Origin of the sequence: Lentzea indica, assembly GCF_012184385.1 — a bacterium.
In the GTDB taxonomy this organism is placed as follows: domain Bacteria; phylum Actinomycetota; class Actinomycetes; order Mycobacteriales; family Pseudonocardiaceae; genus Lentzea; species Lentzea indica.
Genome location: NZ_VSRL01000053.1, coordinates 17,845 through 43,212, shown reverse-complemented (window position 1 = coordinate 43,212; position 25,368 = coordinate 17,845). Strand labels below are relative to the sequence as shown.

Here is a 25,368-nt window from a genome sequence, read left to right as displayed (position 1 = left end):
CCCCGGCCCCGGCCCCGGCCCCCGCGCCGGCTCCGGCGCCGGAGCAGGCGGTGTTCGCCAACACGACCAACGTCACCATCCCCGGCACCGGTACGGTCACCAGCCCGATCACGGTCTCTGGCCGCACCGGCACCGCCCCCACCGGCCTCAAGGTCACCGTCGACATCAAGCACACCGCCCGCGGCGACCTGCAGCTCGACCTGATCGCGCCGGACGGCACCGCCTACCGGCTGCGCAACGCCTCCACCGACACCACCGACAACCTCCACGTCACCTACACCCTCAACGCCTCCGCCGAACTCGCCAACGGCACCTGGAAGCTGCGGGTCCAGGACGTCTACCGCGCCTCGCAGGCCGGCTACCTCGACGCCTGGCAGCTCAACTTCTGACACCACCACACCCGCGACGAACGCCCCGCCCGGTTACCGCTCAGGTAGCCGGACGGGGCGTTTTTGTCGCGGGTCGGCACGCTGCTGTCCGTGCCGAGAAGGCAGAGGGCCGCTCAAGACCTCGAAGGTCGTCACCGTCCCCCGAGTTCACCAAGAACGTCAGGATGGTGTCGATGTCGTCGTCTCCGTCCGCGTTCTCAGGGCCCACAGCGGCGAGAAAGATGCCGACGGCACCAACACGAGATCTCCGTGAGCATTGGTGGCCTGGTGAAGCTTTCAGCTCACATCACCCTCGTGCTCACCGATGGGGACCCGTTACGACTCGATCAGACACTCTCGGCGAGTGGCTCCGCCCTTTCACGCTCTCGGCGACGTGAGACCGGCCTCCTCCGGCGCACGACGAAGAACGCCACGAACAGCGCGGCCCCGACCAGCGCGGCCAGACCGCCTGCCAGCAACGGGTGTGTCTGAAACCAGTTCTCGGGGGTGACCGGCCCACCCACCGTGTTGGCAGCGGCCGGAAAAGTGAGGGTGGCCGTCGCAACTCGTTCTATGTAGCCGCTGCGCAGCGTCAGCCGCGCTTTCCACGGGCCGTCCGGCAGGCGTTGATCGAGAACAGTTCGCACTCCTGCGGTGTGGCCAGGTAGCACCGTGACCGCGGTCGAGACCGGGAACGGGCCCGCGTTCACCCCTCCTGGGCCGTCCGACAGCGTCAGCTCGCCCGCCATGTCCAGTGCACGGCCTCCGGTGTTGTGCACGGTGGCCAGCACCTCGGGCCTGCGGTCGCCGTCGCGCGACGGGGTGAGGCTGCTGATGTCGAAACTCGGTGCGGGGTCACCGCCGGGACCGACGTCGAGGTAGATCCGGACGCCGACCCTGGTGACCATCAGGACGTTTTCAGGTGTGTTGGACGGGGCACTGGTCTCCGCCCAGATGACGCCGTAGCGCTCGCCGGTGGACGCGGCGGGGTCGACCGCGATCGTCACCAGTACCTTCTCGCTTCCTCCCGGCGGCAGGTCGACGGCGGTGCGGTTGAGCGAGATCCAGCTGGTCAGCTCGTTGGTGGCGCGTCCGGCCAGCGCGTTGAACGCGTCATCGTCGATGCTGGCCGCGCCGGGAAAGACCTCGATGTGTTGCGGCGCCTGGGAATTGTTCGTGATCAGCACATGTCGTTTGATGACGGCACCCGGCGCGAGGTGGTCGACGATGTAGACCTGTGCGCGAGGGTCGCCGAAGCGGTTCGCGGGCATCTCGAGCAGCCGGATGCCGATGCTGTTCTTGGCAAGGTCGCCGTCCGCCAGCGCGCCGGTACCCCCGTTCAGGAGGGCGACCAGGCAGGTGAGCACCAGCGGCAGGGCAGCCTTGTCACGCCACCTGATGGCTCACCGTCCCGGAGTACGTCACCGCGGACTTCGCGGTGAGTGGGATGACGACCGTGATGGTGGGGTTCCATGCGACCGTGTTGCCTCCGGCGGTCGCGTTGGCGTAGGTGTACGCGGTCAGTGCGGCTCCGGCGTTGGCGCCCGGCGATCCGGCGGTTCCCGCGGTGATGGTCGGGCTGCCCGGCGAATTGGTGCTCGTGGTCGCCCCCGGTGTGTAGGTGACACCGCTGTTGGCGATCGCGGTGCTTCCGGAGGCGGTGAATCCGGTCGTCGAGTACACACTTGCCGTCCATCCGGCGGCATTGCCCCGCGCGTCGGTGACGGTGACGGTTCCCAGCGCACCGCTCACCGTCCCGCCCGGAACGGTGCTACCGCCGGTCAATGACGCGGCGGCAGGTACCACCACCGAAAGAGAGCCGGCACTCGCGGTGAACGTCACAGTGGTGTCCTCCGCATTGGCCGGAACAACAGTACCGGCCGCAACGGCGGCGACACCCGCCACGAGCAAACCAATTCGCTTGATACTCACGACTTCCCCTTTCTCAACAGCGCCTGACGCAACGGTCACACCACCTGGTGGCTGATCGTCCCGGAGTACGTCGCGTTTCCTATCGCGTTGGACGGGATGACGACCGCGATGGTGGGGTTCCAGGCGACCGTGTTGCCTCCGGCGGTCGCGTTGGCGTAGGTGTATGCCGTCAGTGCGGCTCCGGTGTTGGCGCCCGGCGATCCGGCGTTTCCCGTGGTGATGGTCGGGCTACCGGGCGAGTTGGTGCTCGTGGTCGCTCCCGGTGTGTAGGTGACGCTGCTGTTGGCGATCGCGGTGCTTTCAGAGGCGGTGAATCCTGTCGTCGAATACACGCTCGCCGTCCACCCGGCGGCATTACCCCGAGTATCGGTGACGGTCACGGTTCCCAGCGGGCCACTCACCGTCCCGCCCGGAGAGGTGCTGCCACCGGTCAACGTCGCCGCAGCAGGCGCCACGACCGAAAGCGTGCCGCCCGTGGTCGCGAACGTCACGGTGGAATCCACCGCATTCGCCGGAACAGCAGTACCGACGGCAATAGCGGCGGCGGCTCCCGCCACAAGCGACCCGATTCGTTTACCGAACACAACACCCTCCTGGCTCATTCGAAGTCGATGGGTGCTTCCTAAACGACGGAGTGCGTGACTGTTCCGCTGTAGGTGCCGGGGACCAGAGTTATCGGCACCGTGACGATGAGTGTCGGGTTCCACGTGGTTTGGTTGATGCCGTTGCCTCCTGCCAGCGTGAAGCAGGTGCGAGACGCCGTGAGGTCCTGCGCGGCTCCGGAGTTGCTTTGTCCCGGGGTGAAGGTGCCGGTGCCGGTGGTCGCCGTGGACGGTCCCGACCAGTAGCTCAGGTTCGCGAGCGGAACCGTCTTTCCCGCACTGGTGAAGGTGGTGGAGGACACCGAGGCGGTCCACGACGCGCTGGTGCTGCCACGGTTGTCGATGACCTGCACGGAGCCGAGTGCGCCGCTGACCGTGCTGCCGAGTGCGCCTGTGCCCAGATTCGCGGTGCTGGGCAAGGTGATCGACAGCGAGCCTCCGTTGACGGTGAGGGTGAAGGCCTGGGTGGCGTCGGGAGTGGTCGAACTGCTGGCCGTGATCGTCAACGGGTAGGTGCCCGCGACCGCGGGCGTTCCCGACAGGGTTGCCGTGCCGTTGCCGTTGTCCACGAAGGTGACTCCGGTGGGCAATGCGCCGCTCTTGCTGATGGCTGGTGTCGGCGTGCCGGTCGTGGTGACGGTGAAGGTGCCCGCCGAGCCAGCGGTGAAGCTGGTGCTGTTCGCGCTCGTGATCGCGGGCGCCTCGGTGTAGACCACCTCGCCGGCCGTCGAGGAGAAGGTGGACGGCGAGCTCTGGGAGTTGTACTCGGTGGTGATCCAGCCCGCGCTTCTCGCCGTGGTCGAGACCCTGACCTCGTCGACGGATCCAGGGAAGTAACCGGCCGCACTGTTCGTCCAGCCTGCGTACATCATGTAGGAACCGATGCGCCACCAACCGGTGTAGCTCTGCGGCGTGGTGCCGGTCGCGACGGAGGAACTGACGGCTCCGTCGAGGTACAGCGTGAGGGTTTGGGCGACGTTGTCGTACACGCCGACCGCGTGGTGCCACGCCCCGTCGGTGACGGTGCCGGCGCTGGCGCCTATTCGCAAGACACCGTCGTACACGCCGAAGCGCAGCTTGCCATCGGTCCCGACCCAGAGCATCCGGTCGTAGTTCGCCTCTGTGGTGCCCGTCTGGTCGCTGGCGTAGCCGACGATCTTCTTTCCGGACGCCGTCGAGGTCTTGAACCACGCCTCGACCGTGACGGTGTTGGGCACGGTCGCCTGGTTCGTGGTCGAGATGTAGTCGTTGGTGCCGTCGAGGGTGATGCTGCCGTCGACCTTGCCGGCGACCTGGGCGCCGGAGGGGATCGAACCCTGCGCGGTGCCGTGGTTGGCGTTGCCGGTCGAGTCCTTGAACTGCGGGACTGTGCTCGTGGGCCCCTCGGACAGGTGCCAGACACCGGTGAAGCCGGAGTCCCAGACCGCGCCGGCGGTCTGCTGGTCGCCCGCCGAGGCGTTGCCGTAGTACATGTAGATGACCGTGTCCGCGGTGGTGGACAGGCTGGGCACCTTGACCCAGCCCACGAGCGTGCCGGTGCCCGACGTGTAGGTCTCGATCTGGTGGTTGATCTTCGTGACGCCGTCGGAGCTGGTGAACAGGATGTCGTTACCGCTGGACTGGGCGCGTGCGGCGAGGTCGGAGTCGGTTCTGCTGACCAGGAACGGGAAGTTCGTCAGACTTGCGCCGACCTTGGTGCGGTCGATCGTGATCGCCTTGCGGTAGCGCCAGCCGGAGTTGTACCACCCCGACACGACCGTGAGGGTGAAGCTCTGGGTGGCGTTGGGACTGACCCCGTTGGCGGCGGTGATGGTCAGCGGGTACGTACCCGTGGCAGTCGATGCGGGCGTCCCGGCCAGGGTGGCTGTTCCGTTGCCGTTGTCCACGAAGGTCACGCCGCTGGGCAGAGCGCCGGTCACGCTGAGGGACGGCGTAGGGCTGCCGGTCGTGGTGACGGTGAAGGAGCCCGGCAGGGTCGAGGAGAAGGTGGTGCTGCTCGCACTCGTGATCGTCGGTGCGGCGGAGTACGCCTGCTCACCGGCCAGCGAGAGGAACGTGGACGGCGAGCTCTGGTTGTTGTACCTGGTGGTGATGGTCGTCGCTGACCAGGCCGTGTTGGACACCCGGATCTCGTCGATGCTGCCGGAGAAGTGGCCGTCGATGGCGTTGATGTAGGGCTCCACGTGGTAGCTGCCGAAGCGCCAGTAGCCGTTGAACACCTGAGCCGAGGAGCTGGTGACCGGCGTGACGGCCGTGCCGTCCACGTAGAAGTTCATCGTCGTGCCGTTGTAGGTGCCTGCGAGATGGTGCCACTGGCCGTCCACGATGGTGCTGGCACCCGCGGCGATACGTGCCTGCGAGCCGTCCCACAGGACGAAGCGGGGCCTGCCGTCGGTGCCCACGTAGATAGCGCGGTCGTAGTTGGGAGTGCTGGCGCTGCCGGTCTGGATGTCCTCGAAGTTGACGACGGCCCTGCCGGAGGCGGAACTGGTTTTCACCCAGGCCTCGATCGTGAACGCCTGCGGGTTGGTCTGCTGGACGGCGGTCGAGACGTAGTCGTTGCTGCCGTCCAGGGTGATGCTGCCGTTGACCTTGCCGGCGGCCTGGGCGCCGGAGGGGATCGAGCCCTGCGCGGTGCCGTGGTTGGCGTTGCTGGTCGAGTCCTTGAACTGCGGGGCGGTGGCGGTCGGGCTCTGCGACAGGTGCCAGACCCCCTTGTACTCCGAGCGCCACGTGCCGCTGGCGTTCTGCTGGTCGCCGGCGGTGGCGTTTCCGTAGTACATGTAGATGGTCTTGCTGACCGTGCTGGACAAGGAGGGGACCTGTACCCAGGCGACCAGGATTCCGGACGCCGAGGTGTAGGACTCGATCTCGTGGCCGAGCTTGGTGACCTTGTCCGAGTCGGTGAACAGGATGTCGCGCCCGGTGGAGTGGGCCCGTGCGGCGAGGTCGGAGTCGGTTCTGCTGACCAGGACCGTGAAGTTCGTCGTGTTGGCCGGAACCTTCGTGTGGTCGATCGTGATCGCCTTGCGGTACAGCCAGCCCGTGTTGTACCAGGCCGCTCCGACGGTCAAGGTGAAGTTCTGCGTGGCATTGGGACTGACCCCGTTGGCGGCGGTGATGGTCAGCGGGTACGTACCCGCGCTGGTGGGTGTTCCTGACAGGGTGGCCGTTCCGTTGCCGTTGTCCACAAAGGTCACGCCGGTGGGCAACGAGCCGGTCTGGCTGAGTGTCGGCGTCGGCGCGCCGGTCGTGGTGACGGTGAACGAGCCGGCCGAACTCTCGGTGAAGGTGGTGCTGCTCGCACTTGTGATCGCCGGTGCGGTGAGCGTCTGCTCGGTGCCGAGCGTTGCGAACGTCGACGGGCTGTTCTGGTTGTTGAAGTTCGTGGTCACCCAACCGGCGGAGCGCACGACGTTGGCGACGCGGACTTCGTCGATGGTGCCTGGAAAGTATCCGTTGACGCCGAAGGTGTTGTCGGACGCGTGGTAGCTGCCGATGCGCCACCACCCGTTGCTGATCTCGGCCGCGAGGCTGGCGGCGGTGCCGGCCAGGGCGCCGTCCACGTACAGGCTGAGGGTGTCACTGACGTTGCTGTACGTGCCGACGAGGAAGTGCCAGTTGCCGTCGGCCAGGTTGGTGCCTCCCGGCACCTGGCGGGCGACGGAACCGTCCCACACGGCGAAGTGGGCGCGTCCGTCGGTTCCGATGTTGAGGTTCCTGTCGTACAGGCTGGTCGCGGTACCTGTCTGCAGCCCCTCGTAGCTGACGATCGGTTTACCCGATGCGGTGGAGGTCTTGACCCACGCCTCGACGCTGAAGACCTGCGGGTTGGTCTGCTGAGTCGTGGTCGACAGGTAGTTGGACGTGCCGTTGAAGGTGAGGCCGCCGTCGGAGTTCGTGGCCAGGCCCGGTGAGCCCTGGTACGTGGCGTGGTTGACGTTGCTGGTGGAGTCCTTGAAGTTGCCGGTGGTCGTGCTGACGGGTTCGGTCAGGTGCCAGACGGAGGTGTTGGTGGAGTCCCACACCGCGCTGGCGTTCTGCTGGCTGGAGGCCGAACTGTTGCCGTAGTACATGTACAGCGTCGTGTCGGCTGTGCTGGACAACGCGGGCACCTGCACCCACGCGACCAGCGCACCGGTTGCCGACGTGTACGACTGGAGCTGGTGGTTGAGCTTGGTGGTGCCGTCCGAGTTGGTGAACAGGATGTCGTTGCCGTTCGACTGCGCCCTGCTGGCCAGGTCCGAGTCGGTGGTCCTCATGATTTTCACGGGGTAGTTGGTCAGCGCCGAGCCGACCTTGGTGCGGTCGATCGTGATCGGCTTGCGGCGCTGCCAGCTGGCGTTGTACCAGCCCTCCCCGACGCTGAGGAGGAGTCTCTGCTCGACGGTTCGGTCGGCGGTGTCGCGGGCACTGATGGTCAGGGGGTACGCGCCCATGGTTCTGGGTGTTCCGGACAGCGTGGCCGTCCCGTCGCGGTTGTCGACGAACCGGATGCCATCGGGCAATGCGCCGGCTGCGGTGAGAACGGGCTTCAGCGAACGAGTCGCGGTGAGCGTGAAGGTGGCCGGCCGTCCCACGGCGAATGTGGCCTGGTTCGCGCTGGTGATCGCGAGTGGGTTCGATGCCGTGGCCATCCCGGGAAAGACGAGCGGCATCAAGGTCGTCAGCAAGACTGTGACCACCAGCCTGGCCAAAACCCGCCGCTTCACCGTCCATCACCCCAACTCGTCAGGAACGACGCGATCCGTTGGCGACCGCGCTCCGCTCGCGCAAAGGCAAGTATTTGGTTCTGCACGCCCCTGGTGCATTGCCCCATCGCGCCAACCACCACAAGGTGTGATCTTCCGGTTTTTCCCGTAATCAGAATGATCGGGGAACAGCCACAGCGCTTTCCTGCCGGTTACCACTCAGTCCGGAGATCCGCACGCCGGCGCCGCCACGAACGAATGCCGATCCAGCCCAATGCCGTGCACGCCACGGCGAGCAGTCCCACCAGTACCCCGGTGAAATAGGGTGACTGCGGCACGACCGGCTCGCCGACACCGGGCGAACTGGGAAAGGTGATCACAGCGGTCGCGGTCCGGTTGATCAGGCCGCTCGCCAGGCTCAGCTCCGCCTTCCAGGGGCCGACCGGCAGTTTCTGGTCAAGCAGGACCGAGACCTGCGCCCTGCCTCCCGGCTCGATCGTCTTGCCGGCGGACACCTGGAACGGGCCTGCGCGCAGCCCTCCCGGCCCGTCCGAGAGCGTCAGCGAACCGCTCACGTCCACCGCTCGCCCGCCGGTGTTGTGCACCTGCGCGAGGACCTCGGGCCGTCCGTCGGCAGTGCGCGCCGGGGTCAGGTTCTCGATCTCGAAGTCCGACCTGGGTTCGCCGCCGGGGCCGACGCTGAGGTAGATCCGGACGCCGACCCTGTTGACCATGCGGACCATCCCCGGGCCACTGGGCGGCGCGGCGACCTGCGCCCAGATGGCGGCGTACTGCTCGCCACCGGTCGCCTGCGCGGGAACGGTGATCGTCGCCAGCACCGTGGTCGTGCTGCGGGCGGGCACGTCGAAATGGGTGCGGTCGAAAGAAACCCAGGTGGACAACTCGTTGGGCGTGCGATCGGCGCCGACGATGAACTTGGCGTCCTGGATGTCGGCAGCGCCTGCGTAGACGTCGACGGACTTCGCCTCGTCCGAGGTGTTCCGGATCTCCACCCTTCTCCTGATCACGGAGTTGGGTGGGAGGAAGTCGATGATGTACGTCTTGGCCCTGGGGTCGTCTCGCCTGTTGGTCGGGGCGTCGAGCAGTTTGATACCGATCCCGTCGCCGGGCGTCCCGGCCGGTGTCGCGGACCAACACCCGGTGGTCGCCGCACTCTGCACGAGCGCGGCGACCACCAGCACCACGAACAGCCGAGCAGCCCGGTCACACCACCGAATGCGTCACCGTTCCGGTGTATCCGCCCGCGACCGCGGCCGCCGGGACGTTGACGATCAGCGTCGGATTCCAGGTCACCGAGTTGTTTCCGACTCCGGCGGTGAGGGAGAACGCCGGCCGGGACGCGGCCAATGTCACCACGTCACCGGCCGTGGGCTGTCCCGGCACGAACGTCGCGCCGGAGCCCGACGGCGAGATCGCGGGTCCTGACCAGTAGCCCACGAGGTCGTTGGCGATCGTCTCATCAGTTGTCGCGGTGCCGGTGGTGAAGTCGCCGGAGGCGACCGTGGCTGCCCAGGTGGGGGCCAGCTGGGCCCGCGCGTCGGTGACGACCACGTTTCCCATCTGCGCCGTGATCGTGCCTCCCGCTGCCCCTGTGCCGAGCGGTGCCGTCGCGGGTGCGTTGATTCCCAGTGCGCCCGCTGAGACGGTGAAAGTCGTCGTGGTGGTGTCGTCGACGGCGCCGGCCGGACCGGCGGTGATCACCGCCATGGCCGTCGCCACGACCAATGCACCGAATATAGTTCGAATCTCAAAACCGGTACCGGATTGCATGGCTAGCCTCTCATCGTCGTTCGAGCTGCACGAGGGCCACTGACGACCTGCAAAAGGTCAGCCGGCCTGATTCGGATGCTACTTCGCGGTCCAGACCGGCACCAGGCAGAAAAACTCACCTAATCGCATGAACGGAATCCCCCGGGGGCACGCGTAATGAGCTGGAAAAGTGGCTGTTTCTCCGATGAGGAATCCCGCATTTGCGGTATGAGTCACGCCACGTCGTCGAAACCCGCCGGCCCGCCCGAGAACGTCGTCGGCGCGGGATCCCGGCGAACTGGACCGGCCGCCTCGGGCGGACTTGTCCCCGTGCCGGCGCCGTTCGGCAAGGCGTTTCTCTGGTTGCTGGCGTCCTGTGCGGAAGCGGGGGAGGGACGAGAGTGATGCTCGCCCGGCCCGGTGGTGGGAGAGCCGTGTCTCTCCATCACCTCGGCCGCCTTCGCTCAGCACCCCGCTCCACATCGGAGTCACCCAGACCGCCCCCGCCGCCGGCCGCTTTCGCGTGAGCGCGCCCGGATGCCTACAACCGTTCTGCACCCGAGCGGAAACCGCTGTGCTCACCGAACGCTCGAAGACTCCCCCCATGGCAGTGATCAGCGAAGTCGAGGAACTTGTGCGTCGTCACCTCTCACTGGTGGACCGCGAAGTTCAGCACCTGGCCCGCAGGCTGCCCGCACACGTCGACCGGGAAGATCTGCTGTCGGCCGGGCTGACCGCGCTGGTCGCCTGCGCGCGGAACTACCGGGGTGACGGGCCGTTCACACAGGTCGCGTGCGTCCGGGTCCGCGGCGCGCTGATCGACCACCTGCGCGGTCTCGACTGGGCGAGCCGCTCTGTGCGGACCAGGGCCCGCGATCTCCAGACCGCCCAGGACGACCTGGTGGCGACCCTCGGCCGCATGCCCACCCCGGTCGAGCTCGGACAGCTGCTCGGGGTGTCCGAGCGTGAGGTGGCCGCGTGGCACCACGACGTGCTGCGGGCGGCGCCGATCAGCCTGCAGGGCATCACCCCGGAGACCGCGGACCTCCTCGTCCGCGAGCGGGCTCCCGGTCCCGAGGACGTGTTGCTGCTGCGTGAGCGACGCGGTTACCTGCGGGATGCGATCGACGCCCTGCCCGGCAACCTGCGCACCGTCATCGTCAGGTACTTCCTCCAGGAGCGCTCGATGGCCGACATCGCGGCGGAACTGGGTGTGGGCGAGTCCCGGGTGTCGCACATCCGGCGAGGCGCTCGCGCTGCTCCGTGACGGCGTCAACGCGCAGCTCGATCGTGACCTGGTGGCCGAGCCACCGTCCGGCCGGGCCGCGCGCAAACGCGAGGCGTACTTCGCGGAGGTGGCCACGCGTGGCACGCTCCGCAGCCGCCTCGCCGCTTGAGCCGCCGTCATGGCCACCCTCGCGGGGGGCCATGACGGCATCCTGCTTCGGCAGGGTGGGCCCGGTCAGCATGGAGGCGCGAGCACCACGACGGAGTTGTGGCCGCCCATCCCGAGCGACGACTTCACCGTGATGCCGTCCGCCAGGGGAGTGGGACCGTCGAGCAGCTGCGGGTGGGCCGTCGCCACCGTCGGTGGTGCCGGAACGATCCCCCGTTCGCTCCCGAGGGCGGCGGCGGCCACCTCGATCGCCGAGGCCGCCCCCTGACAGTGCGCCGTGAGCGGCTTGACCGAGTAGATCTCGGTGCTCGGCGCGAAGAGCGTTTCCACCACGGCCGCCTCCGCCCGGTCGCACTGCGCGGTGCCGGGCCCGTGTGCGTTCAGGTATCGCACGGAGCCGGCATCGACGCCGGAGTTGGCGAGTGCGTCCCGGAAGCAGGTCATCACCTGTGTGAGTCCGGGGTCGATCGACGTGACGTGGTGCGCGTCGTGTGACATCGCGCCACCGAGCAGGTGCAGGTACGGCGTGGACGCGCGGCTCGACAGCACCATCGCGACCGACGCCTCGCCGACGGTGAACCCGCGACTGCCCTCCTGGAAAGGACGGCATCCGTCCAGCGGGTCGGTGTCGGTGACCGCGACGCCGAGCCGCACGAAGTGGCTCACGTTCTCCGGCGTGGCCGAGAGGTCGGTGGCCACCAGCACCACGTCGTCCACCACGCCGGCGTCGAGCCACGACTTCGCCGTGATCAGCGCGGCGTTGCCGGAGGCGCACATCGCGGACACGTTCATCGCCGGGCCGTGGAAGCCGTATTCCCTCATGAGGTCGACATCGGCGTCGACGGCATGAGGGCCAGGAACTCCCGCACCGACACGTGCCCGTCGCGGGCGAGGTAGAAGTCCCGCCAGAGATCCACTTCGCCCAGCACGACCGCGTGCAGCAGGCCGACCCGGCGACCGGGTTGCCAGCCGTGGTCGCCCGCGTCCGCGATCGCCTCGCGGGCTGCGGCCCGCATCGCCCGCGCGAACCGGCTCGGCCCGTCCTCGGGAACACCGCCGTCCGGCACGAGCGCCACCCACGCGTCGTCCTGCCCGTATCCGCCGACCAGGTGGGCGGCGGGTTTGCCGCTCACCAGGCCGTCCCACAGCGGTTCGCGGCCCCAGCCGTAACCGCTGACCACTCCGATGCCACAGATGCCGATCATGTCCTGTCCTTTCCTCGGGGTCATGCCCGTCAGAGCGGACTCAGTTCCGGAGACCTGACGACAACCACGCGGCGACATGGGGCGGACTCGTGTTGCGGCGGAAGGCACGCAGCCAGTCCCGCACCGTGGTCTCGGGCAGTCCGAGGCTCAGCGCGATCCGCCGATAGCCCTTGCCGCGGACGTGCGCGGCGACCGCCTCCCGGATGACCGGCGCCGCGTACGCCCGCCGCAGCAGCATCCAGTCCGGCAACAGCACGTGGGTGCGCCGGCAGTCCGCACACCTGGCCCGGCGCGGGCGCACCTTGCGGTCCGAGACACCGCGCAACCGCACCACGCGTTCACGCGCGTTGCCCACGCCGCAGCGCTCCCCGGCACACCGGGCAGCTGAGGCGTCCGGCCTGCAACGACTCCTCGAGCGCCGACTTGTCACCGCTCACCACATGCATGCCCAATTCTCGTCAGGAACGTCGCGCACCTGCCGTTAAGAGCGGTATGGACACCGCGAAGCTGGACCAGGATGTGAAGTTCGACCAGGGCGTCGTTGACCTCGCGCCGTCCATGGACGCCGCGGTCATGTGGTGGTTCGACCTCACGACGAACTGTGCCACGTGGATGTCCGGCCTGGCCGGGCTGCTCGGCGTGCCGGACGAGACGGACACGGAGATCCGGCCCCATCTGATGGCCCTGGTCGAACCGCTGGTCGTCGCCGCCCGCACCGCCGCGGTGTGGCAGGACTTCGCCCTCGAACAGCCGTACGTGCTGCCGGACGGCACCACGAAGTGGATCCAGCTGCGAGCCTGCGTGTCCGGCGACGCCACGGCGAAGAGCCTGACGGGCGTCGCCACCGACGTGACGACGCGGCACGTGGACCAGCAGGCGCTCGCCGATCTCGCTGACCGCTACCGGCTTCTCGTCGAGCTCAGCCCCGACGCGATCGTGGTCCACGAGGCGGGCGTGCTGACCTACACCAACCCCGCTGGGGTCCGCTTCCTCGGCGCGCGCTCGGAGGCGGAGATCGTCGGCCGCCCGATCACGGACTTCGTCCATCCGGCCTCGGTGCCGGAGATGATGCGCCGGATCGGCGCGCTGTCCACACCGGGCGCAGCCTCCGAACCCGCCGAGGCCACCATCGTGCGGTTCGACGGAGGCACGGTCGACGTCGAGGCGGTGTCCGTGCGGACGACGTGGGAGGGCAGGCCCGCCTTCCAGGTCATCCTGCGCGACGTGACCGCGCAGAAGGCCGCGGAGGCCACCCTGCACTACCAGGCCGCGCTGGTCGCGCACGTCAGCGACGCGATCATCGCGACCACCTCCGAGGGTGTCGTGACGACGTGGAACCCCGCCGCCGAGACGGTGTACGGCCGTACGGCTGCCGACGCCGTCGGCAACCCGGTCGCCACGCTGGTCGGTGCGCGGCTCGATCCCGCCGCCGTGGTTCGCGGGGGCGGTATGACCCAGGCGGTGCATCGGCGTTCCGACGGCGCCACGCTCGTCGTCAGGGTGTCGGCCGCCGAGATGGACGACGGCTACGTGCTCGTGTGCGCGGACGAGACCGCACGGCGTCGTGCGGAACAGCACTTCACGACGGTCGTCGCCTCGTTGGAGGAAGGGGTCCTCGTGGTGGGCTCGACCGGTTTGATCGAGTCGGCCAACCCGGCGGCGGAACGCGTCCTCGGCATCCGGGAGGAACGCCTCGTCGGCTCACCCACGACCGTGTGCCCGCTGTTCGACGAGCGAGGGGTCCGGCTGCCCGAATCGGCGTACCCGTGTGCGCAGACCCGGCGGACGGGACTGCCTCAGAACGGGCGCGTCTTCCGCGCGCGCAGGCCGGACGGGCGGGACATCTGGCTGTCGATGAGCTGCCGCCCGCTCAACCATGTGAACACGTACCCGGCTACCGTGGTCGTCTCGTTCACCGACATCACCGAGCGCAGGTCGATCGCCGCCCGCCTGGAGCACGACGCCACGCACGACGGACTGACCGGGCTCGCCAACCGCGCGCTGGTCATCCGGCACCTGACGGCGCGCACGGGCACGATGTCGGTGCTGTTCATCGACCTGGACAAGTTCAAGGTCATCAACGACTCGCTCGGGCACACCGTCGGTGACAAGGTGCTGAGGATCGTCGGCGAACGGCTGCGCGGTCGCGTCCGCGGCGGCGACCTCGTCGGCAGGCTCGGCGGCGACGAGTTCGTGGTCGTCGCCCGCGACATCTCCAGGCTCGACCTGCACGGGCTCGCCGAGCACCTGCGTGACACCGTCGCCGCACCCGTCCACGTCGACGGGCGGCAGCTCCACCTCGACGCGAGCATCGGCATCGTCACCGCCGGCCCCGATGATCCGCGCAGCGGCGAGGACCTCCTGCGCGACTCGGACGTGGCGATGTACCAGGCGAAGTCCCAGGGCCGAGGCCGGCACGTGTTCTTCGACGTCGACCTGCGCGAGAAGATGCAGCGCCGCCTCCAGCTCGAACAGGATCTGCGCGAGGCCGCGGCGAACGAGCAGCTCTCGGTCGTCTACCAGCCGATCGCCGACCTCAGGAGCGGTCGTGTGGTGTGCGTCGAGGCGCTCCTGCGCTGGACCCACCCGATCCACGGGGCCATCTCACCCGCCGAGTTCATCCCACTGGCCGAGGAGAGCGACCTGATCAACCTGGTCGGCGACCACGTCCTGCGCACGACGACCGGGCAGGCGGCCCTCGTGCGCTCGCGGATCGGGGCGAGCTGCCACCTGGCGGTGAACCTGTCACCTCGCCAGCTCGACGACCCCCGGCTGGTGGCCCGCCCGTGCAGGAGTCCTGGCCGGACGACCGGCATCGCCCCGAACACGCTCTGCCTCGAGATCACCGAGAACGCGCTGATGAGGGATCCGGCGGTCGCCGCAGGCACGCTCAGCGCGCTGCGTGACATCGGGGTGCGGCTGGCCATCGACGACTTCGGCACCGGCTACTCGTCTCTCGCTCAGCTCCGCAAGCTGCCGATCGACCAGCTGAAGATCGACATGTCTTTCATCTCCGCGTTGGGCGAGTGCCGTGACGCGGAGGCGATCGTCCGCAGCATCGTGATGATGGCGCACGCGGTGAACCTCACGGTGGTCGCCGAAGGCGTGGAGAACGCGCGCCAGCTCGACGTGCTGCGGCGGCTGGACTGCGACCAGGTGCAGGGCTTCCGCATCGGCAAGCCCACCTCGCCGGATCGCCTGCCGATCGGTCAGCCGTCCACGGCGGGCAGGTAAACGTCGATCGTCGTGCCTTCGCCGACTGTCGAGGAGATGACCAGGTCGCCGCCGTACTTGCGGACGATGCTGTACACCGTGGCCAGCCCGAGCCCGGTCCCCTGCCCGACCGGCTTGGTGGTGAAGAACGGATCGAGCGCGTGCTCGAGCACGTCCGCGGGAATGCCGTGCCCGGTGTCCGCGATGGTGAGCTGGACGTAGCGGCCCGGCGCCAGCGGGCCTGTGTCCGCGTCGACGACGTGGTTGCGGGTACGCAGGACGAGGGTGCCGCCGGCGGGCATCGCGTCCCGTGAGTTCACCGCGAGGTTGAGCACGATCTGGCCCAGCTGGCCGCTGTCGACGAAGATCTGCCACAGGTCGGCGTCCCGGTCTTTGACGATCTCGATCATCGAGCTGAGCAGTGGCTCGAGCAGCGTCTCGATCTCGTCGAGGAACTCGTTCACGTCCACCGGTTCGGGCTGGGCGATGTCGGGCCGGCCGAACGCCAGCAGCTGGGAGATGAGGCGGGTGGCTCTGTTGCCCGCCCGGATCACGCCATCAAGGCACTTCTGCAGCGATTCGGCGACCGCGGCGTCCACGGCGCCGTTCTCCGCGCCCGTCTCGGTCGTCTCCTGCGCGATGCTCGCGTGGCCGAGGATGGAGGTCAGGATGTTGTTGAAGTCGTGCGCGACGCCGCCGGCGAGCTGGCCGAGGCTCTCCAGCCGCTCGGCCACTCGCAGCCGGTGGTCCAGTTCGCGCTGCCGTTCCTCCGCCCGGATCTTCTCCGTGATGTCGTCGACGACCCCCACGCATTGGAGCATCCGTCCGTGTTCGTCGTAGGCGTTGTGCAGGCTGATGTCGAGCCACCGGCCGCCGCCGGGACGCTCGACCGGCCACTGGTTGCGGGTCAGTCTTTCCTGCCTGCCCGCGAGCACCTCCGCGAGTTCGCTGTCGTCGTCCAGACCGATGGCGTCCTGCCAGGCGAGGCCGGTCAGCTGATCCGCCTGGCGGCCGAGGATCGTGGCGAGCCGGGTGTTGACGTTGACCGCCTTTCCCTCGGTGTCGACGAGGAGAATCCCCACCGGGGCCGACTCGGCCATCAACCGGAACTGTTGTTCGCTGCGCTGTGTCTCGCGGACCTTCTCGACCAGCTTGGTGTTGACGATGCGCAGGTGCTCCCGCGTCAGGCCCTCGTCGATCGGGATCGGCTCGCACGCCCGCTCGCCGCCCAGCTCGGCGTCGATGACCTCGAGCAGCTTGCCGGGCTCGTCGGTCTTGGTCACGACGTGGCGGACGCCGTACCCGAGTGCGAGCGGGGCGGCCTCGTGGTCGAGGTAGTTGGCGGTCGCGAAGATCACCGGGACGCCCGCCGTCTCCGGTTTGGCCCGCAGCTCGCGCACGAGCTGGTACCCGTCCATCCGCGGCATCATCACGTCGGTCACCACGAGATCGGGGATCTCGTCGGCGATCCGGTCCAGCGCCTCGACACCGTCGCCGGCCTCCAGCACCCGGTGTCCGTGGTGGGTGAGCAGGGTGCGCATCAGATCTCGGTTGATCGGGAGGTCGTCGACGATCAGGACAGTCGCCATGCACTCATCTCCTGGTGCGTCAACGTTCCCCACACCGTAGGTACGCCGAGATCGCGTGCAACTCGATCTTGTACGGAGCGCTACATCCCCACGGTGGCGCGGCTCGCGCGCTCGTAACCGGCGCGCAGATCGGCGGCCACCGCCGCGGCGCCCGCGATGTCGCCCGCCTTGAGCCGCAGGCTGAGCTCGCCGCAGGAGTCCACCACGTCGGCGGCGCCGATGTGGCCCGCGAGACTGGTCAGGTCGTGTGCCTGCTCTCTGGCCGTCTTGACGTCGCCGGCGGCGACTGCTGCCGCGATGGCGTCGACGTGTCGGGGCGCCGCGACGTGGAACGCGTTGAGCACGCGCGCGGCGAGGTCACCCGGTTCGGCGGGCCGGCCGAACCGGAGCTGGGCGAGCCGTCCGGCGATCGCCGAACGCAGGTCCTCATCCGAGATTGCCATGTGAGTTCACCCTTGCGGGGTGTCAGCGTTGCAACTTTTCGCACCTACATTACGCCACATGGAGTACTCGGCGCGGGCGTCGCTCCGGTCGTCACGCATCACCGCGGCGGCCGTCCTGATCGTGGTCGTGATCAACGGAATCGCGCTGCTCGGGCATGCCACGGGCGTGCGGACCCTGGCGTCGATCATTCCCGGCGCCCCCACGTTGAGGCCCCTCGTGGCGTTGATGCTCGCGCTGCTGGGGATCGCGTTGTGGTTGATCGCACCCGAGACGGCGGGCACGCCACGGCGGCGCGCAGGACAGGCACTGGGCCTGCTGGTGGCACTGGTCGGGATGCTTGTGCTGGCCGAGTACGTGACCGGACAGCACCTCGGGGCGGACACGCTGCTGTTCCCGGACCGCGTGGCGCAGTGGGTCGTCGCCGACTTCCCCGGACGTCCGTCACCGCACACCGCGATCGCGTTCGTGTTGACCGGTCTCGCCATGGTGTTGCTGGACACCGATGGCAGGCGTGGCCACCGTCCCTCCGCCGTGCTGGCGCCGGCCGGTGCTCTCGTGGCCGTCATCGCGCTGCTCGGTCACGCCTACGGTCTCGTGTACCTGTCCGGTGACTCGTTGATCGGCCAGATGTCGTTCAGCACGGCGATCTGCCTCATCGCCCTGTCCGCCGGACTGGTTGCCTGCCGTCCGGATCGGACGACGGCCAGGGTGTACCTCGGCGGCGCCGCGGGTGGAGAGGTGTTGCGCCAGCTGAGGCTGGCGATGACCGTGCTGCTCGTGCTGTTCGGCCTGCTGCTGAACGCAGTGGGCAGCAAGGACGCCGACGCGAGGAACACCGTCATCACCGTGTCCACCGCCGCGACGGTCTTGATCCTGTACGTCGTGTTCCTGCGTGCGGGGTCCGATTTGGACAAAGCGGATCGGGCACGGCGGAAGCTGTTCGCCGAGCTGCGCAGGGAACGGGACTTCAACGGCACGGTGCTGCGGTCATTGCGTGAAGGCGTGCTCATCGCCGATCCCGGTGGGAAGGTGCTGGAGGTCAACCCCCGCTGGTGCGAGATCACCGGATACGCCAAGGAGGAGGCGGCCGGCATCGAACCGCCGTACCCGTGGCTGCCGCTCACGTCAGGTCTGGGCGCCGACGACGACGTGGAGGAAGACGTTCTCGTGTGCCGCCAGGACGGGAGCGAGATCGCCGCCCAGGTCACCACCACCAGGGTGCGCGACACGGAGGACACCCGGCTGCTCGTCAGCAGCTATCGGGACCTCACCTCGCGCAACCAGGCCGAGGCCGAGCGACGACGGGCGGCCGAAAGGCTGGACCACTTCTTCGGCATCTCGACGGACCTGCTGTGCATCGCGGGCACCGACGGCTACTTCAAGCACCTCAATCCGGCCTGGGAACGCGCACTCGGCTACACCACCGAGGAACTGCTGAGCAGGCCGTACCTCGACTTCATCCATCCCGACGACGTGGCGAGGACCGCGGCGGAAAGCAGCCAGCAGATCGCGTTGAACCGAACCACCTTGATGTTCGAGAACCGGTACCGCTGCCGTGACGGCTCCTACCGGTGGCTCACCTGGAACGCCGTCCCCATCCCGGACGAGGGACTGGTCTACGCGGTGGCCCGTGACACCACGGCACAGCGGGCGTCCGACGACGCCGTCGCGCGTCTGGCCGCCATCGTCAACAGCACCGACGACGCCATCATCGGCCAGACCCTCGGCGGCATCATCACGAGCTGGAACCCGGCCGCCGAACGCCAGTACGGCTACACCGCGGCGGAGACCATCGGCCGTTCGATCGAGCTGATCGTGCCCACCGACGTACGCGGCGAGCTCGCCACGCTCCTGCACGCCGACGGCGAACAGTCGATCCGGTTGCACGACACCGTGCGAGTCCGCAAGGACGGCAGCCGGGTGCACGTGGAGGTGAGCGTGTCACCGATTCGCGACAGCACCGGCCAGATCATCGGCGTCTCGTCCATCGCCCGTGACGTCACCGAGCGCATCAAGGCCGAGCAACGGTTCCAGCAACTCGTCCTCGCCGCGCCCGACGCGATGCTGATCGTCGACGAGCACGGCACGATCGTGCTCGTCAACGAGCAGACCGAGCGCCTCTTCGGTTACCACCGTGAAGATCTGGTCGGCCAGTCGATCGAACTGCTGATCCCGGCACGGTTGCGGGAGAAGCACGTCGGCCACCGGCAGCGCTACCTCAAGGACCCCCGTCACCGCCGGATGGGCACCGGCATCGAACTGGCCGGCCTGCGCCAGGACGGCAGCCAGATCCCGGTGGAGATCAGCCTCGCACCACTGGACACGGAGCAGGGCACGATGGTCTCGGCGGCGATCCGCGACATCAGCGAACGCCGCGAGGCTGAACAGAAGCTCGCCGACGCCCGCGACAAGGCGGTGGCCGCCGCGGAGCTCAAGTCGCAGTTCGTCGCCATGGTCAGCCACGAGATCCGCACGCCGATGAACGGCGTCATCGGCCTGGCCGACCTCCTGCTGGACACCCCGCTGGAATCCACTCAGCGGCGCTACGTCGACGCGATCCAGACCTCTGGCCGGGCACTGCTGTCGATCATCAACGACATCCTGGACTTCTCCAAGATCGAAGCGGGCAAGCTCAAACTGGTCGAAACCGACTTCGAGCTCGACAAGGTCCTCGAGGAGGTCGTTCAGGCGGTAGCCCAAACCGCCCGCGACAAGCACGTCGAAGTCGTCTGCGACTACCCGCCGAACCTGCCCACCGCACTCCGCGGCGACGACGGCCGGCTGCGCCAGGCTCTGCTCAATCTCCTGGGCAACGCCGTCAAGTTCACCGAAGAGGGCAGCGTACTGCTGCGTGCGGAACCGCTGCCAGACGACAGGTCCCGGATCACCTTCACCGTCCTCGACACCGGCATCGGCATCGCCCCGGACGACCTGGCTCGCCTGACCGAACCGTTCTCCCAGGCCGACGCCGCCAGCACCCGCAGGTACGGGGGCACCGGTCTCGGCCTGACGATCACCCGGCAGCTCGTGGAACTGATGGGCGGCACCCTGGAAATGACCAGCCGGCTCAAGGAAGGCAGCCGTTTCTGGTTCACCCTCCGGTTCGCGCCCCAGGAACACCCGCTGATGAAGCACATCCGCGTGCCGCTGCACAGCCACATCACCGGCAACCGGCTGCTCGTCGTCGACGACAACCCGACCAACCTGCACCTGATCAGCAGGCACACCAAGGCGTGGGGCATGAACCCGACCGCGGTGTCCGACGGCCTCGCCGGCCTGGAACATCTGCGCGAGGCGGCATGCACCGGCCGTCCGTTCGGGCTGGCAGTGGTCGACCAGCACATGCCGAACCTCGACGGCATCGGCCTGATCCACGCCATCGCCGCCGACACGCACATTCCACCTGTCAAGGTCGTTCTGCTGACCTCCGGCTCGTACCACGACGACCGACTCGCCGAGAACGCGGGTGCGGCGGCGCTGCTGCCCAAACCGATCGGTCCGTCCCAGCTTTACAACTGCCTGCTCGAAATCGTCACCCCGGACGCGTTGCCCCCCGATCCGCGTGGCCCGGTGGAGACGATCGCCACCGCGAGCCGCGGCCGGATCCTGCTGGCCGAGGACAACGAGATCAACCAGATGGTCGCCGTGGAAACCCTCACCAGGATGGGTTACCAGGTGGACGTCGCCCAGGACGGGCACGAGGTCCTTGAACTCGCGGGCACCAAGCCGTACCTGGCGATCCTGATGGACTGCCAGATGCCGAGAATGGACGGCTACACCGCCACGACCGAGCTGCGCAGGCGCGAGCAGGGCGGCAGGCGCATCCCGATCATCGCCATGACAGCACACGCACTCGCCGAGGACCGTGAGCGCTGCCTGGCTGCGGGCATGGACGACTACCTCACCAAACCCGTTGACACCGGCAAGCTGCAGCGCGCCCTTGACGAGTGGAGTGTCGGCACCAGGGCATGATCGTCGTCACGGTCCCGGTCAACCGCTGGCTGAACCGTGGCCGCGAGGACTTCGCGGCCACGTCTGTCCAGTGTGGACCAGATGCACCGTTTGCTCCGCCGCCAGCCCGCCCAGCCAGACCAACGGCCTCATGCCACCCGCGCGTCGTGATGGCGTCCAGAACCCGATCGGCACATTGCCCCGGAGTCAGCAGGTCGCCCGGCAGCACCGGCGGCAACTCTGAGCTCGCGGCCAGCGAAACCGTTGTGCTCAACCACATCGGCGGAACGCTCGCCGTGCTCTGCCGGTCAGACGGCGTTCTCGCGCACCGCGAGGACGTGCCCGCACTCACGGAGCTGATCGACAGCCGCCGTGTCGCCGCGATGGCGCATCGCCCCGGCCCGAGCGTCGTGCTGAGCAGGCAGTCGGGTGCGGACAGCCGTGGTGTCGTCGTGCTGTCGCGCAACGCGAACGTCGCCACGGGGAAGGTCGGCGCGGACAACGCCGCCGAGGTGCGCAGCCGGGCAGCGGCACTGGCCGGCGTGCCCGAGGAGCAGCTGCTGATCGCGTCCACCGGCGTGATCGGTCGGCCGTACCCGATGGACCTGATCCGGTCGAGCATGGACGCACTGCCGTCACCACTGCAGAGCGCCGACTTCCCCGCCGCGGCCCGCGCGATCATGACCACGGACACCCGGCCCGAGGTCGTGAGCCTGCGCTGCGGCGATGCCACCGTGCTCGGCATCGCCAAGGGCGTCGACATGATCGAGCCGAACATGGCGACCATGCTGGCGTTCTTCTTCACCGACGCGGAGGTCGAGGCCGCCGATCTGGACACCGTTTCCGGCGGGTGGTGGACCGCACGTTCAACGCGCTCAGCATCGACACCGACACGTCGACCAGTGACAGCGCGGTGGTGTTCGCCAACGGGCTGGCGGGCGCGGTCGACCTCGCCGAGTTCGAGGAGGTCCTGTACCGCGCGACGCTGACGCTCGTGCGCGACATCGCCTCGGACGGCGAGGGCGCGACGAAGCTCGTCGAGGTCAGGGTCACCGGGGCGAGGGACGACGCGCAGGCCAAGCTCGTCGGCAAGAGCATCGTCAACTCACCGCTGGTGAAGACCGCCGTGCACGGTGCGGACCCCAACTGGGGGAGGGTTGCCATGGCCATCGGCAAGCTGGAGGACGAGACCGACATCGATCAGGACGCGGTCAGCATCCACTTCGGCGACCTGGAGCTGTACCCGACCCTGACCGACGAGGCCGGGCTGGCTGCCGCGTCCCAGTACATGAAGGGCGACGAGATCGTGATCTCGGTCGACCTCGGCATCGCGAACGGCGCCTTCACCGTCTACGGCTGCGACCTGACCGACGGCTACGTCCGCATCAACGCCGACTACACGACCTGATCGAGCGCCCGGACGCTGACAGCGAGCCCAGCTTGTGGGGATGCGGGTCTCCATCGAAGGCGAACTCGAACCGCAGGTGCGACGACACCTCCCGTACCAGCCGCGTCAGCTCCGGGTGGTCGCCGAAGTCGCCGGTCTCCTGCCGAGCTCGGTCGCCTGGAGTGTCAGAAGGCGTCCTCGGTGAAGTCGATCGGCGTGTCGTCGTCGAAGTCGTTGCGGGACCGTGTGGTGCGCTGCTGACCCGCCGCGACGATCTCGTCGGGGTTCTGGCCCTCCTTGATCGCCGTGTACGCCCGCTTCAGCGACGGCATGCTGCTCTGCATCGCACGTTGCACGTCGGGATCGTTGACGGCCTTGCCGGACGAGATGTCCCGCCAGGACATCTCGCCCGAGTCGACCTTGCGCTGCAGGTCCTTCAGCGCGTTCGGCGCGTCCTTCGACCGTGCGAACTTCTCGATCTCGGCGATGTCCGCGGGGGACAGGTCGCTGCCGCGGGTCTGCACCTTGGACGCTTCAAGAGCGACCTTCTCCAACCGCGAGCCCTTGGCATCGAGATCCTGTTGCCACGCCTGCAACTGCTGGCGAGCGCTGTCGTACGGGAACGTCATTCCGCACCGCCCGAACTCGAAGAACTGCGCTCTGCCCAGCGCTCTTCCTTCTGCGCGTCCTTGTACTTGCTGCGCGCCTTGTACCCGCTCTTGGCCGCGCCCCACGCGCCGCTGCCCACGGCGGACGTGCCGTCGCCCAGCTTCTCCGTGCCGTCCTGCCACGTGTCGACCACGTCGAAGAAGTCGTTGACGTCCCGCACGTCCGGGATCCTGGCCAGCGCGGTGCCCATCAGCTTGATGCCGTCGATCATGCTCTTGACGCCCTCGATGAGCGTCTGCATGGACTGGATCAGCTTGCGCACCTGGTCGACGATGTTGACCACGTCGTAGACCATCCACACGGCACGACCCCAGCCGACGAGCGGGATCCACGCGGTCATCGCGGCCTTCATCAGCTTGTCGCAGATCTTGTCGAGCAGGGTCAGCGCGAGCTTCGCGGCCGACCGGCAGGAGCTCGCCATGTTCTTGAACCGGTCGCCGATGAACTTCGCGACCTGCGAGTCCCACTCGATCGCCGTGGTCCACGTGCGGCGCATGCGATTCTCGAAGCTCTGCGCGGCGCCGCCGTCCCAGTTCGGCGAGAGCTCCTCGATGCTGTTGTTGACGTTGTGCCGCACGTTGTCCAGCGCCTTGGCGACCCGGTCCCACGCGGCGGCGTTCGCGTCGATCTTCTCGAAGTCGCCGGCCAGCGGCATGACCAGGTCGCGCACCAGGTCGTCGCCGGTGACCTGCTGGTAGATCCAGTTGACGCCCTGGATCTTCCACCCGGCGGCCTCGATCAGCTCCTTGACGGTCTGCCGGCCGGGCCGGTCGTCGGGCGCGGCGCGCAGCGCGACGTTCGGATCTTCAACGTCCTGGTAGCCGTTGCAGACTCCGCCGGTCATTCGCCCACCCCCAGGAACCGCTCCAGCCAGGACGGGGGCTCCGTCTTGCCGCCCGCGGTGTCGATCAGGCAGACCGCGACCTCGTCCGCCTTCTCGTAGGCGTGGGCCGACTTGACCAACGCCTCGGCGTCCTGGCTCATCTTCTTGTTGGCGGCGTCGAGCGTCTCGCCGTAGAGCTGCGCAACCCCGGTCACGACGGGATCGAGCAGCGACAGCAGCCCGGTGAACCCGGACGTGTCCCCACCCTTGAGGATCGCGTGCTCCCGGATCGTCAGGAAGTGCTCGGCCTGACGTTCGAGCAGCCCGCTGTAGCCGCGCAGCTCATCTGGCACGACGTGGAACTTCTCTCCCATGGCGGTCATGACGCCTGGCCCCGATGTGCGGTTCCGTCGCATTCGGCCCAATAGGCAACTCGAATCACGTTCGTCCATGACCGCCGTCGAATCTGCTTGATGTGGTGAAGTCAGGTTGGCGTGTCCGGTGACGGCCGCACAGCTGATCAGTGTTACTCGGTAGGTCCGGACTGAGTGTTGAGTCTGTCGGCAGGTACCTGCTCGATGCGGGTCCAGCCTTTCCATCCCCGTTCCTCGAGGATGGCCACGACCCGCGCGGCGCCCGGTGAGGAGTTGACCATTGTCGTGTCCAGCAGGGTGACGAACTGATCGTCGAAGCCGTCGGCATCCGTGACGCAGGCTTCCAGGGCGCGAATCCTCAGGCGCTCCAGGATGTCGGCGATCTCGACGATGCGCGGATCATCGGCCGGGCCGTCGAGTGGTCCCTGGAGAAAGCTGTAGAGCTTCACCATGTCGGGGTCGTCCAGCTGCTCGTGCTTCTGGGCGATCACGGCGTCGATCAGGTGTGGCACCTGGGCGGCGATCATGATCCAGACATCCCGCTCCATCTCGATGTACTGCTCCTCGACGCCCAGACCGCGCAGCCGGTCGAGATAGCCCACGACGCTCTGCGGGAGCGTCAGCTGCTCTCCGGCTGAGAGTCGGGCGAGCCGTTTGCGGGTGCTTTGCAGCCGCCGGATCTCGGCGCGCAGGTCCTTGTCGATCTCCTGGACGCCGGCGGTGAACTCCTCCTGGCCGGCGTCGAGGAGTTCCTGCACCCGAGCCAGCGGCACGCCGGCATCGGCGAGGATGTGGATCCGGATCAGTCGCACCACCGCGGCGGCGTCGTAGGTGCGGTAGCCGGACTGGTCGCGTTCTGGCTCCGGCAGCAGCCCGATCTGGTGGTAGTGGCGCACCGCTCGCACAGTCACCCCCGCGTACGCCGCCAGCTGGCTGATGGTGAGCATGGGACCC

18 protein-coding genes and 2 pseudogenes are annotated in these 25,368 nt (G+C 68.1%); 6 read left to right on the top strand and 14 right to left on the bottom strand.

Features of this window, described 5'->3' with window-relative positions; all coding sequences use genetic code 11:
• The coding region (locus FXN61_RS17125; RefSeq protein ID WP_188135149.1) for a proprotein convertase P-domain-containing protein at window positions 1-389 on the top strand (389 nt) is incomplete at its 5' end.
• A gap of 326 nt (window positions 390-715) precedes the next feature.
• On the opposite strand, the gene FXN61_RS17120 is transcribed toward FXN61_RS17125, so the two are convergent.
• The 4 genes from FXN61_RS17120 to FXN61_RS17105 form a co-directional block, all read right to left on the bottom strand.
• Complete coding sequence (locus tag FXN61_RS17120) at window positions 716-1,735, bottom strand: hypothetical protein (RefSeq protein WP_223165488.1); 1,020 nt, start codon at window positions 1,733-1,735, stop codon at window positions 716-718.
• A 19-nt stretch (window positions 1,736-1,754) separates the two neighbouring features.
• Entirely contained in the window at window positions 1,755-2,300 is a 546-nt protein-coding gene (locus FXN61_RS17115; protein WP_167975073.1) for a WxL domain-containing protein, read from the bottom strand.
• Between the two features lie 35 nt (window positions 2,301-2,335).
• A complete protein-coding gene (locus FXN61_RS17110; protein WP_223165487.1) occupies window positions 2,336-2,791 on the bottom strand; it encodes a WxL domain-containing protein in 456 nt (151 codons plus the stop codon).
• A 131-nt stretch (window positions 2,792-2,922) separates the two neighbouring features.
• Window positions 2,923-7,341, bottom strand: a complete 4,419-nt coding sequence (locus FXN61_RS17105; protein ID WP_167975071.1) for a DUF2341 domain-containing protein — start codon at window positions 7,339-7,341, stop codon at window positions 2,923-2,925.
• On the opposite strand from FXN61_RS17105, the gene FXN61_RS17100 reads away from it, so the two are divergent.
• The gene (locus tag FXN61_RS17100; protein WP_167975070.1) at window positions 7,340-7,765 is read left to right on the top strand and encodes a hypothetical protein; all 426 of its coding nucleotides are present in this window, start codon (window positions 7,340-7,342) and stop codon (window positions 7,763-7,765) included. The two genes, FXN61_RS17105 and FXN61_RS17100, sit on opposite strands and share 2 nt — an antisense overlap.
• Before the next feature lie 40 nt (window positions 7,766-7,805).
• Here FXN61_RS17100 and FXN61_RS17095 read toward each other — a convergent pair whose 3' ends face one another.
• Both FXN61_RS17095 and FXN61_RS17090 read right to left on the bottom strand, forming a co-directional pair.
• Entirely contained in the window at window positions 7,806-8,795 is a 990-nt protein-coding gene (locus FXN61_RS17095) for a DUF916 domain-containing protein (RefSeq protein WP_223165486.1), read from the bottom strand.
• 22 nt (window positions 8,796-8,817) lie between these two features.
• The gene (locus tag FXN61_RS17090; protein ID WP_223165485.1) at window positions 8,818-9,339 is read right to left on the bottom strand and encodes a hypothetical protein; all 522 of its coding nucleotides are present in this window, start codon (window positions 9,337-9,339) and stop codon (window positions 8,818-8,820) included.
• Between the two features lie 628 nt (window positions 9,340-9,967).
• Between FXN61_RS17090 and FXN61_RS17085 the strand changes: the two genes are divergently transcribed.
• On the top strand, window positions 9,968-10,630 hold the full coding sequence (locus tag FXN61_RS17085) for a sigma-70 family RNA polymerase sigma factor (RefSeq protein ID WP_246291667.1): 663 nt from the start codon (window positions 9,968-9,970) through the stop codon (window positions 10,628-10,630).
• Between the two features lie 195 nt (window positions 10,631-10,825).
• Here FXN61_RS17085 and FXN61_RS17080 read toward each other — a convergent pair.
• Together FXN61_RS17080 and FXN61_RS17075 are read right to left on the bottom strand one after the other, a co-directional pair.
• Window positions 10,826-11,988, bottom strand: a pseudogene (locus FXN61_RS17080) (beta-ketoacyl synthase N-terminal-like domain-containing protein).
• Window positions 11,989-12,004: 16 nt separating this feature from the next.
• Window positions 12,005-12,394 carry a DUF6431 domain-containing protein gene (locus FXN61_RS17075; protein WP_312877795.1) on the bottom strand — a complete coding sequence of 130 codons (390 nt, stop codon included), beginning with the start codon at window positions 12,392-12,394 and terminating at the stop codon, window positions 12,005-12,007.
• 62 nt (window positions 12,395-12,456) lie between these two features.
• On the opposite strand from FXN61_RS17075, the gene FXN61_RS17070 reads away from it, so the two are divergent.
• Window positions 12,457-15,198 carry a sensor domain-containing protein gene (locus FXN61_RS17070; protein ID WP_167975067.1) on the top strand — a complete coding sequence of 914 codons (2,742 nt, stop codon included), beginning with the start codon at window positions 12,457-12,459 and terminating at the stop codon, window positions 15,196-15,198.
• On the opposite strand, the gene FXN61_RS17065 is transcribed toward FXN61_RS17070, so the two are convergent.
• Window positions 15,174-16,766: an ATP-binding response regulator gene (locus FXN61_RS17065; protein ID WP_167975066.1), complete on the bottom strand. Its 1,593-nt coding sequence runs from the start codon at window positions 16,764-16,766 to the stop codon at window positions 15,174-15,176. The genes FXN61_RS17070 and FXN61_RS17065 overlap by 25 nt on opposite strands.
• Window positions 16,767-16,846: 80 nt before the next feature.
• Window positions 16,847-17,209 carry an Hpt domain-containing protein gene (locus FXN61_RS17060; RefSeq protein WP_167975065.1) on the bottom strand — a complete coding sequence of 121 codons (363 nt, stop codon included), beginning with the start codon at window positions 17,207-17,209 and terminating at the stop codon, window positions 16,847-16,849.
• Window positions 17,210-17,267: 58 nt separating this feature from the next.
• On the opposite strand from FXN61_RS17060, the gene FXN61_RS17055 reads away from it, so the two are divergent.
• Entirely contained in the window at window positions 17,268-21,182 is a 3,915-nt protein-coding gene (locus tag FXN61_RS17055; protein ID WP_167975064.1) for a PAS domain S-box protein, read from the top strand.
• Window positions 21,179-22,569 (top strand): annotated as a pseudogene (gene argJ, locus FXN61_RS56375) (bifunctional glutamate N-acetyltransferase/amino-acid acetyltransferase ArgJ). Before FXN61_RS17055 ends, argJ begins: the two are co-directional and overlap by 4 nt.
• Before the next feature lie 164 nt (window positions 22,570-22,733).
• On the opposite strand, the gene FXN61_RS17045 reads toward argJ, so the two are convergent.
• From FXN61_RS17045 to FXN61_RS17030, 4 genes are all read right to left on the bottom strand, one after another.
• Window positions 22,734-23,177, bottom strand: coding sequence for a hypothetical protein (locus FXN61_RS17045; protein ID WP_167975063.1), 444 nt, complete (start codon window positions 23,175-23,177; stop codon window positions 22,734-22,736).
• Window positions 23,174-24,061 (bottom strand): WXG100 family type VII secretion target, encoded by an 888-nt coding sequence (locus FXN61_RS17040; RefSeq protein ID WP_167975062.1) that lies wholly within the window; start codon window positions 24,059-24,061, stop codon window positions 23,174-23,176. Before FXN61_RS17040 ends, FXN61_RS17045 begins: the two co-directional genes overlap by 4 nt.
• Window positions 24,058-24,423 (bottom strand): P-loop NTPase family protein, encoded by a 366-nt coding sequence (locus tag FXN61_RS17035; RefSeq protein WP_188135148.1) that lies wholly within the window; start codon window positions 24,421-24,423, stop codon window positions 24,058-24,060. The genes FXN61_RS17040 and FXN61_RS17035 overlap by 4 nt, the downstream gene beginning before the upstream one ends.
• Window positions 24,424-24,566: 143 nt before the next feature.
• The gene (locus tag FXN61_RS17030; protein WP_167975061.1) at window positions 24,567-25,361 is read right to left on the bottom strand and encodes a MerR family transcriptional regulator; all 795 of its coding nucleotides are present in this window, start codon (window positions 25,359-25,361) and stop codon (window positions 24,567-24,569) included.
• Window positions 25,362-25,368 lie beyond the last annotated feature (7 nt).

Bases quoted from the DNA above. Each gene is read 5' to 3' on its own strand.
- FXN61_RS17100 (WP_167975070.1), top strand. From the start codon at position 7,340: ATGGTTCTGGGTGTTCCGGACAGCGTGGCCGTCCCGTCGCGGTTGTCG.
- FXN61_RS17105 (WP_167975071.1), bottom strand. From the start codon at position 7,341: ATGGGCGCGTACCCCCTGACCATCAGTGCCCGCGACACCGCCGACCGA.
- FXN61_RS17085 (WP_246291667.1), top strand. From the start codon at position 9,968: ATGGCAGTGATCAGCGAAGTCGAGGAACTTGTGCGTCGTCACCTCTCA.
- FXN61_RS17070 (WP_167975067.1), top strand. From the start codon at position 12,457: ATGGACACCGCGAAGCTGGACCAGGATGTGAAGTTCGACCAGGGCGTC.
- FXN61_RS17065 (WP_167975066.1), bottom strand. From the start codon at position 16,766: ATGGCGACTGTCCTGATCGTCGACGACCTCCCGATCAACCGAGATCTG.
- FXN61_RS17060 (WP_167975065.1), bottom strand. From the start codon at position 17,209: ATGGCAATCTCGGATGAGGACCTGCGTTCGGCGATCGCCGGACGGCTC.
- FXN61_RS17055 (WP_167975064.1), top strand. From the start codon at position 17,268: ATGGAGTACTCGGCGCGGGCGTCGCTCCGGTCGTCACGCATCACCGCG.
- FXN61_RS17045 (WP_167975063.1), bottom strand. From the start codon at position 23,177: ATGACGTTCCCGTACGACAGCGCTCGCCAGCAGTTGCAGGCGTGGCAA.
- FXN61_RS17040 (WP_167975062.1), bottom strand. From the start codon at position 24,061: ATGACCGGCGGAGTCTGCAACGGCTACCAGGACGTTGAAGATCCGAAC.
- FXN61_RS17035 (WP_188135148.1), bottom strand. From the start codon at position 24,423: ATGACCGCCATGGGAGAGAAGTTCCACGTCGTGCCAGATGAGCTGCGC.
- FXN61_RS17030 (WP_167975061.1), bottom strand. From the start codon at position 25,361: ATGCTCACCATCAGCCAGCTGGCGGCGTACGCGGGGGTGACTGTGCGA.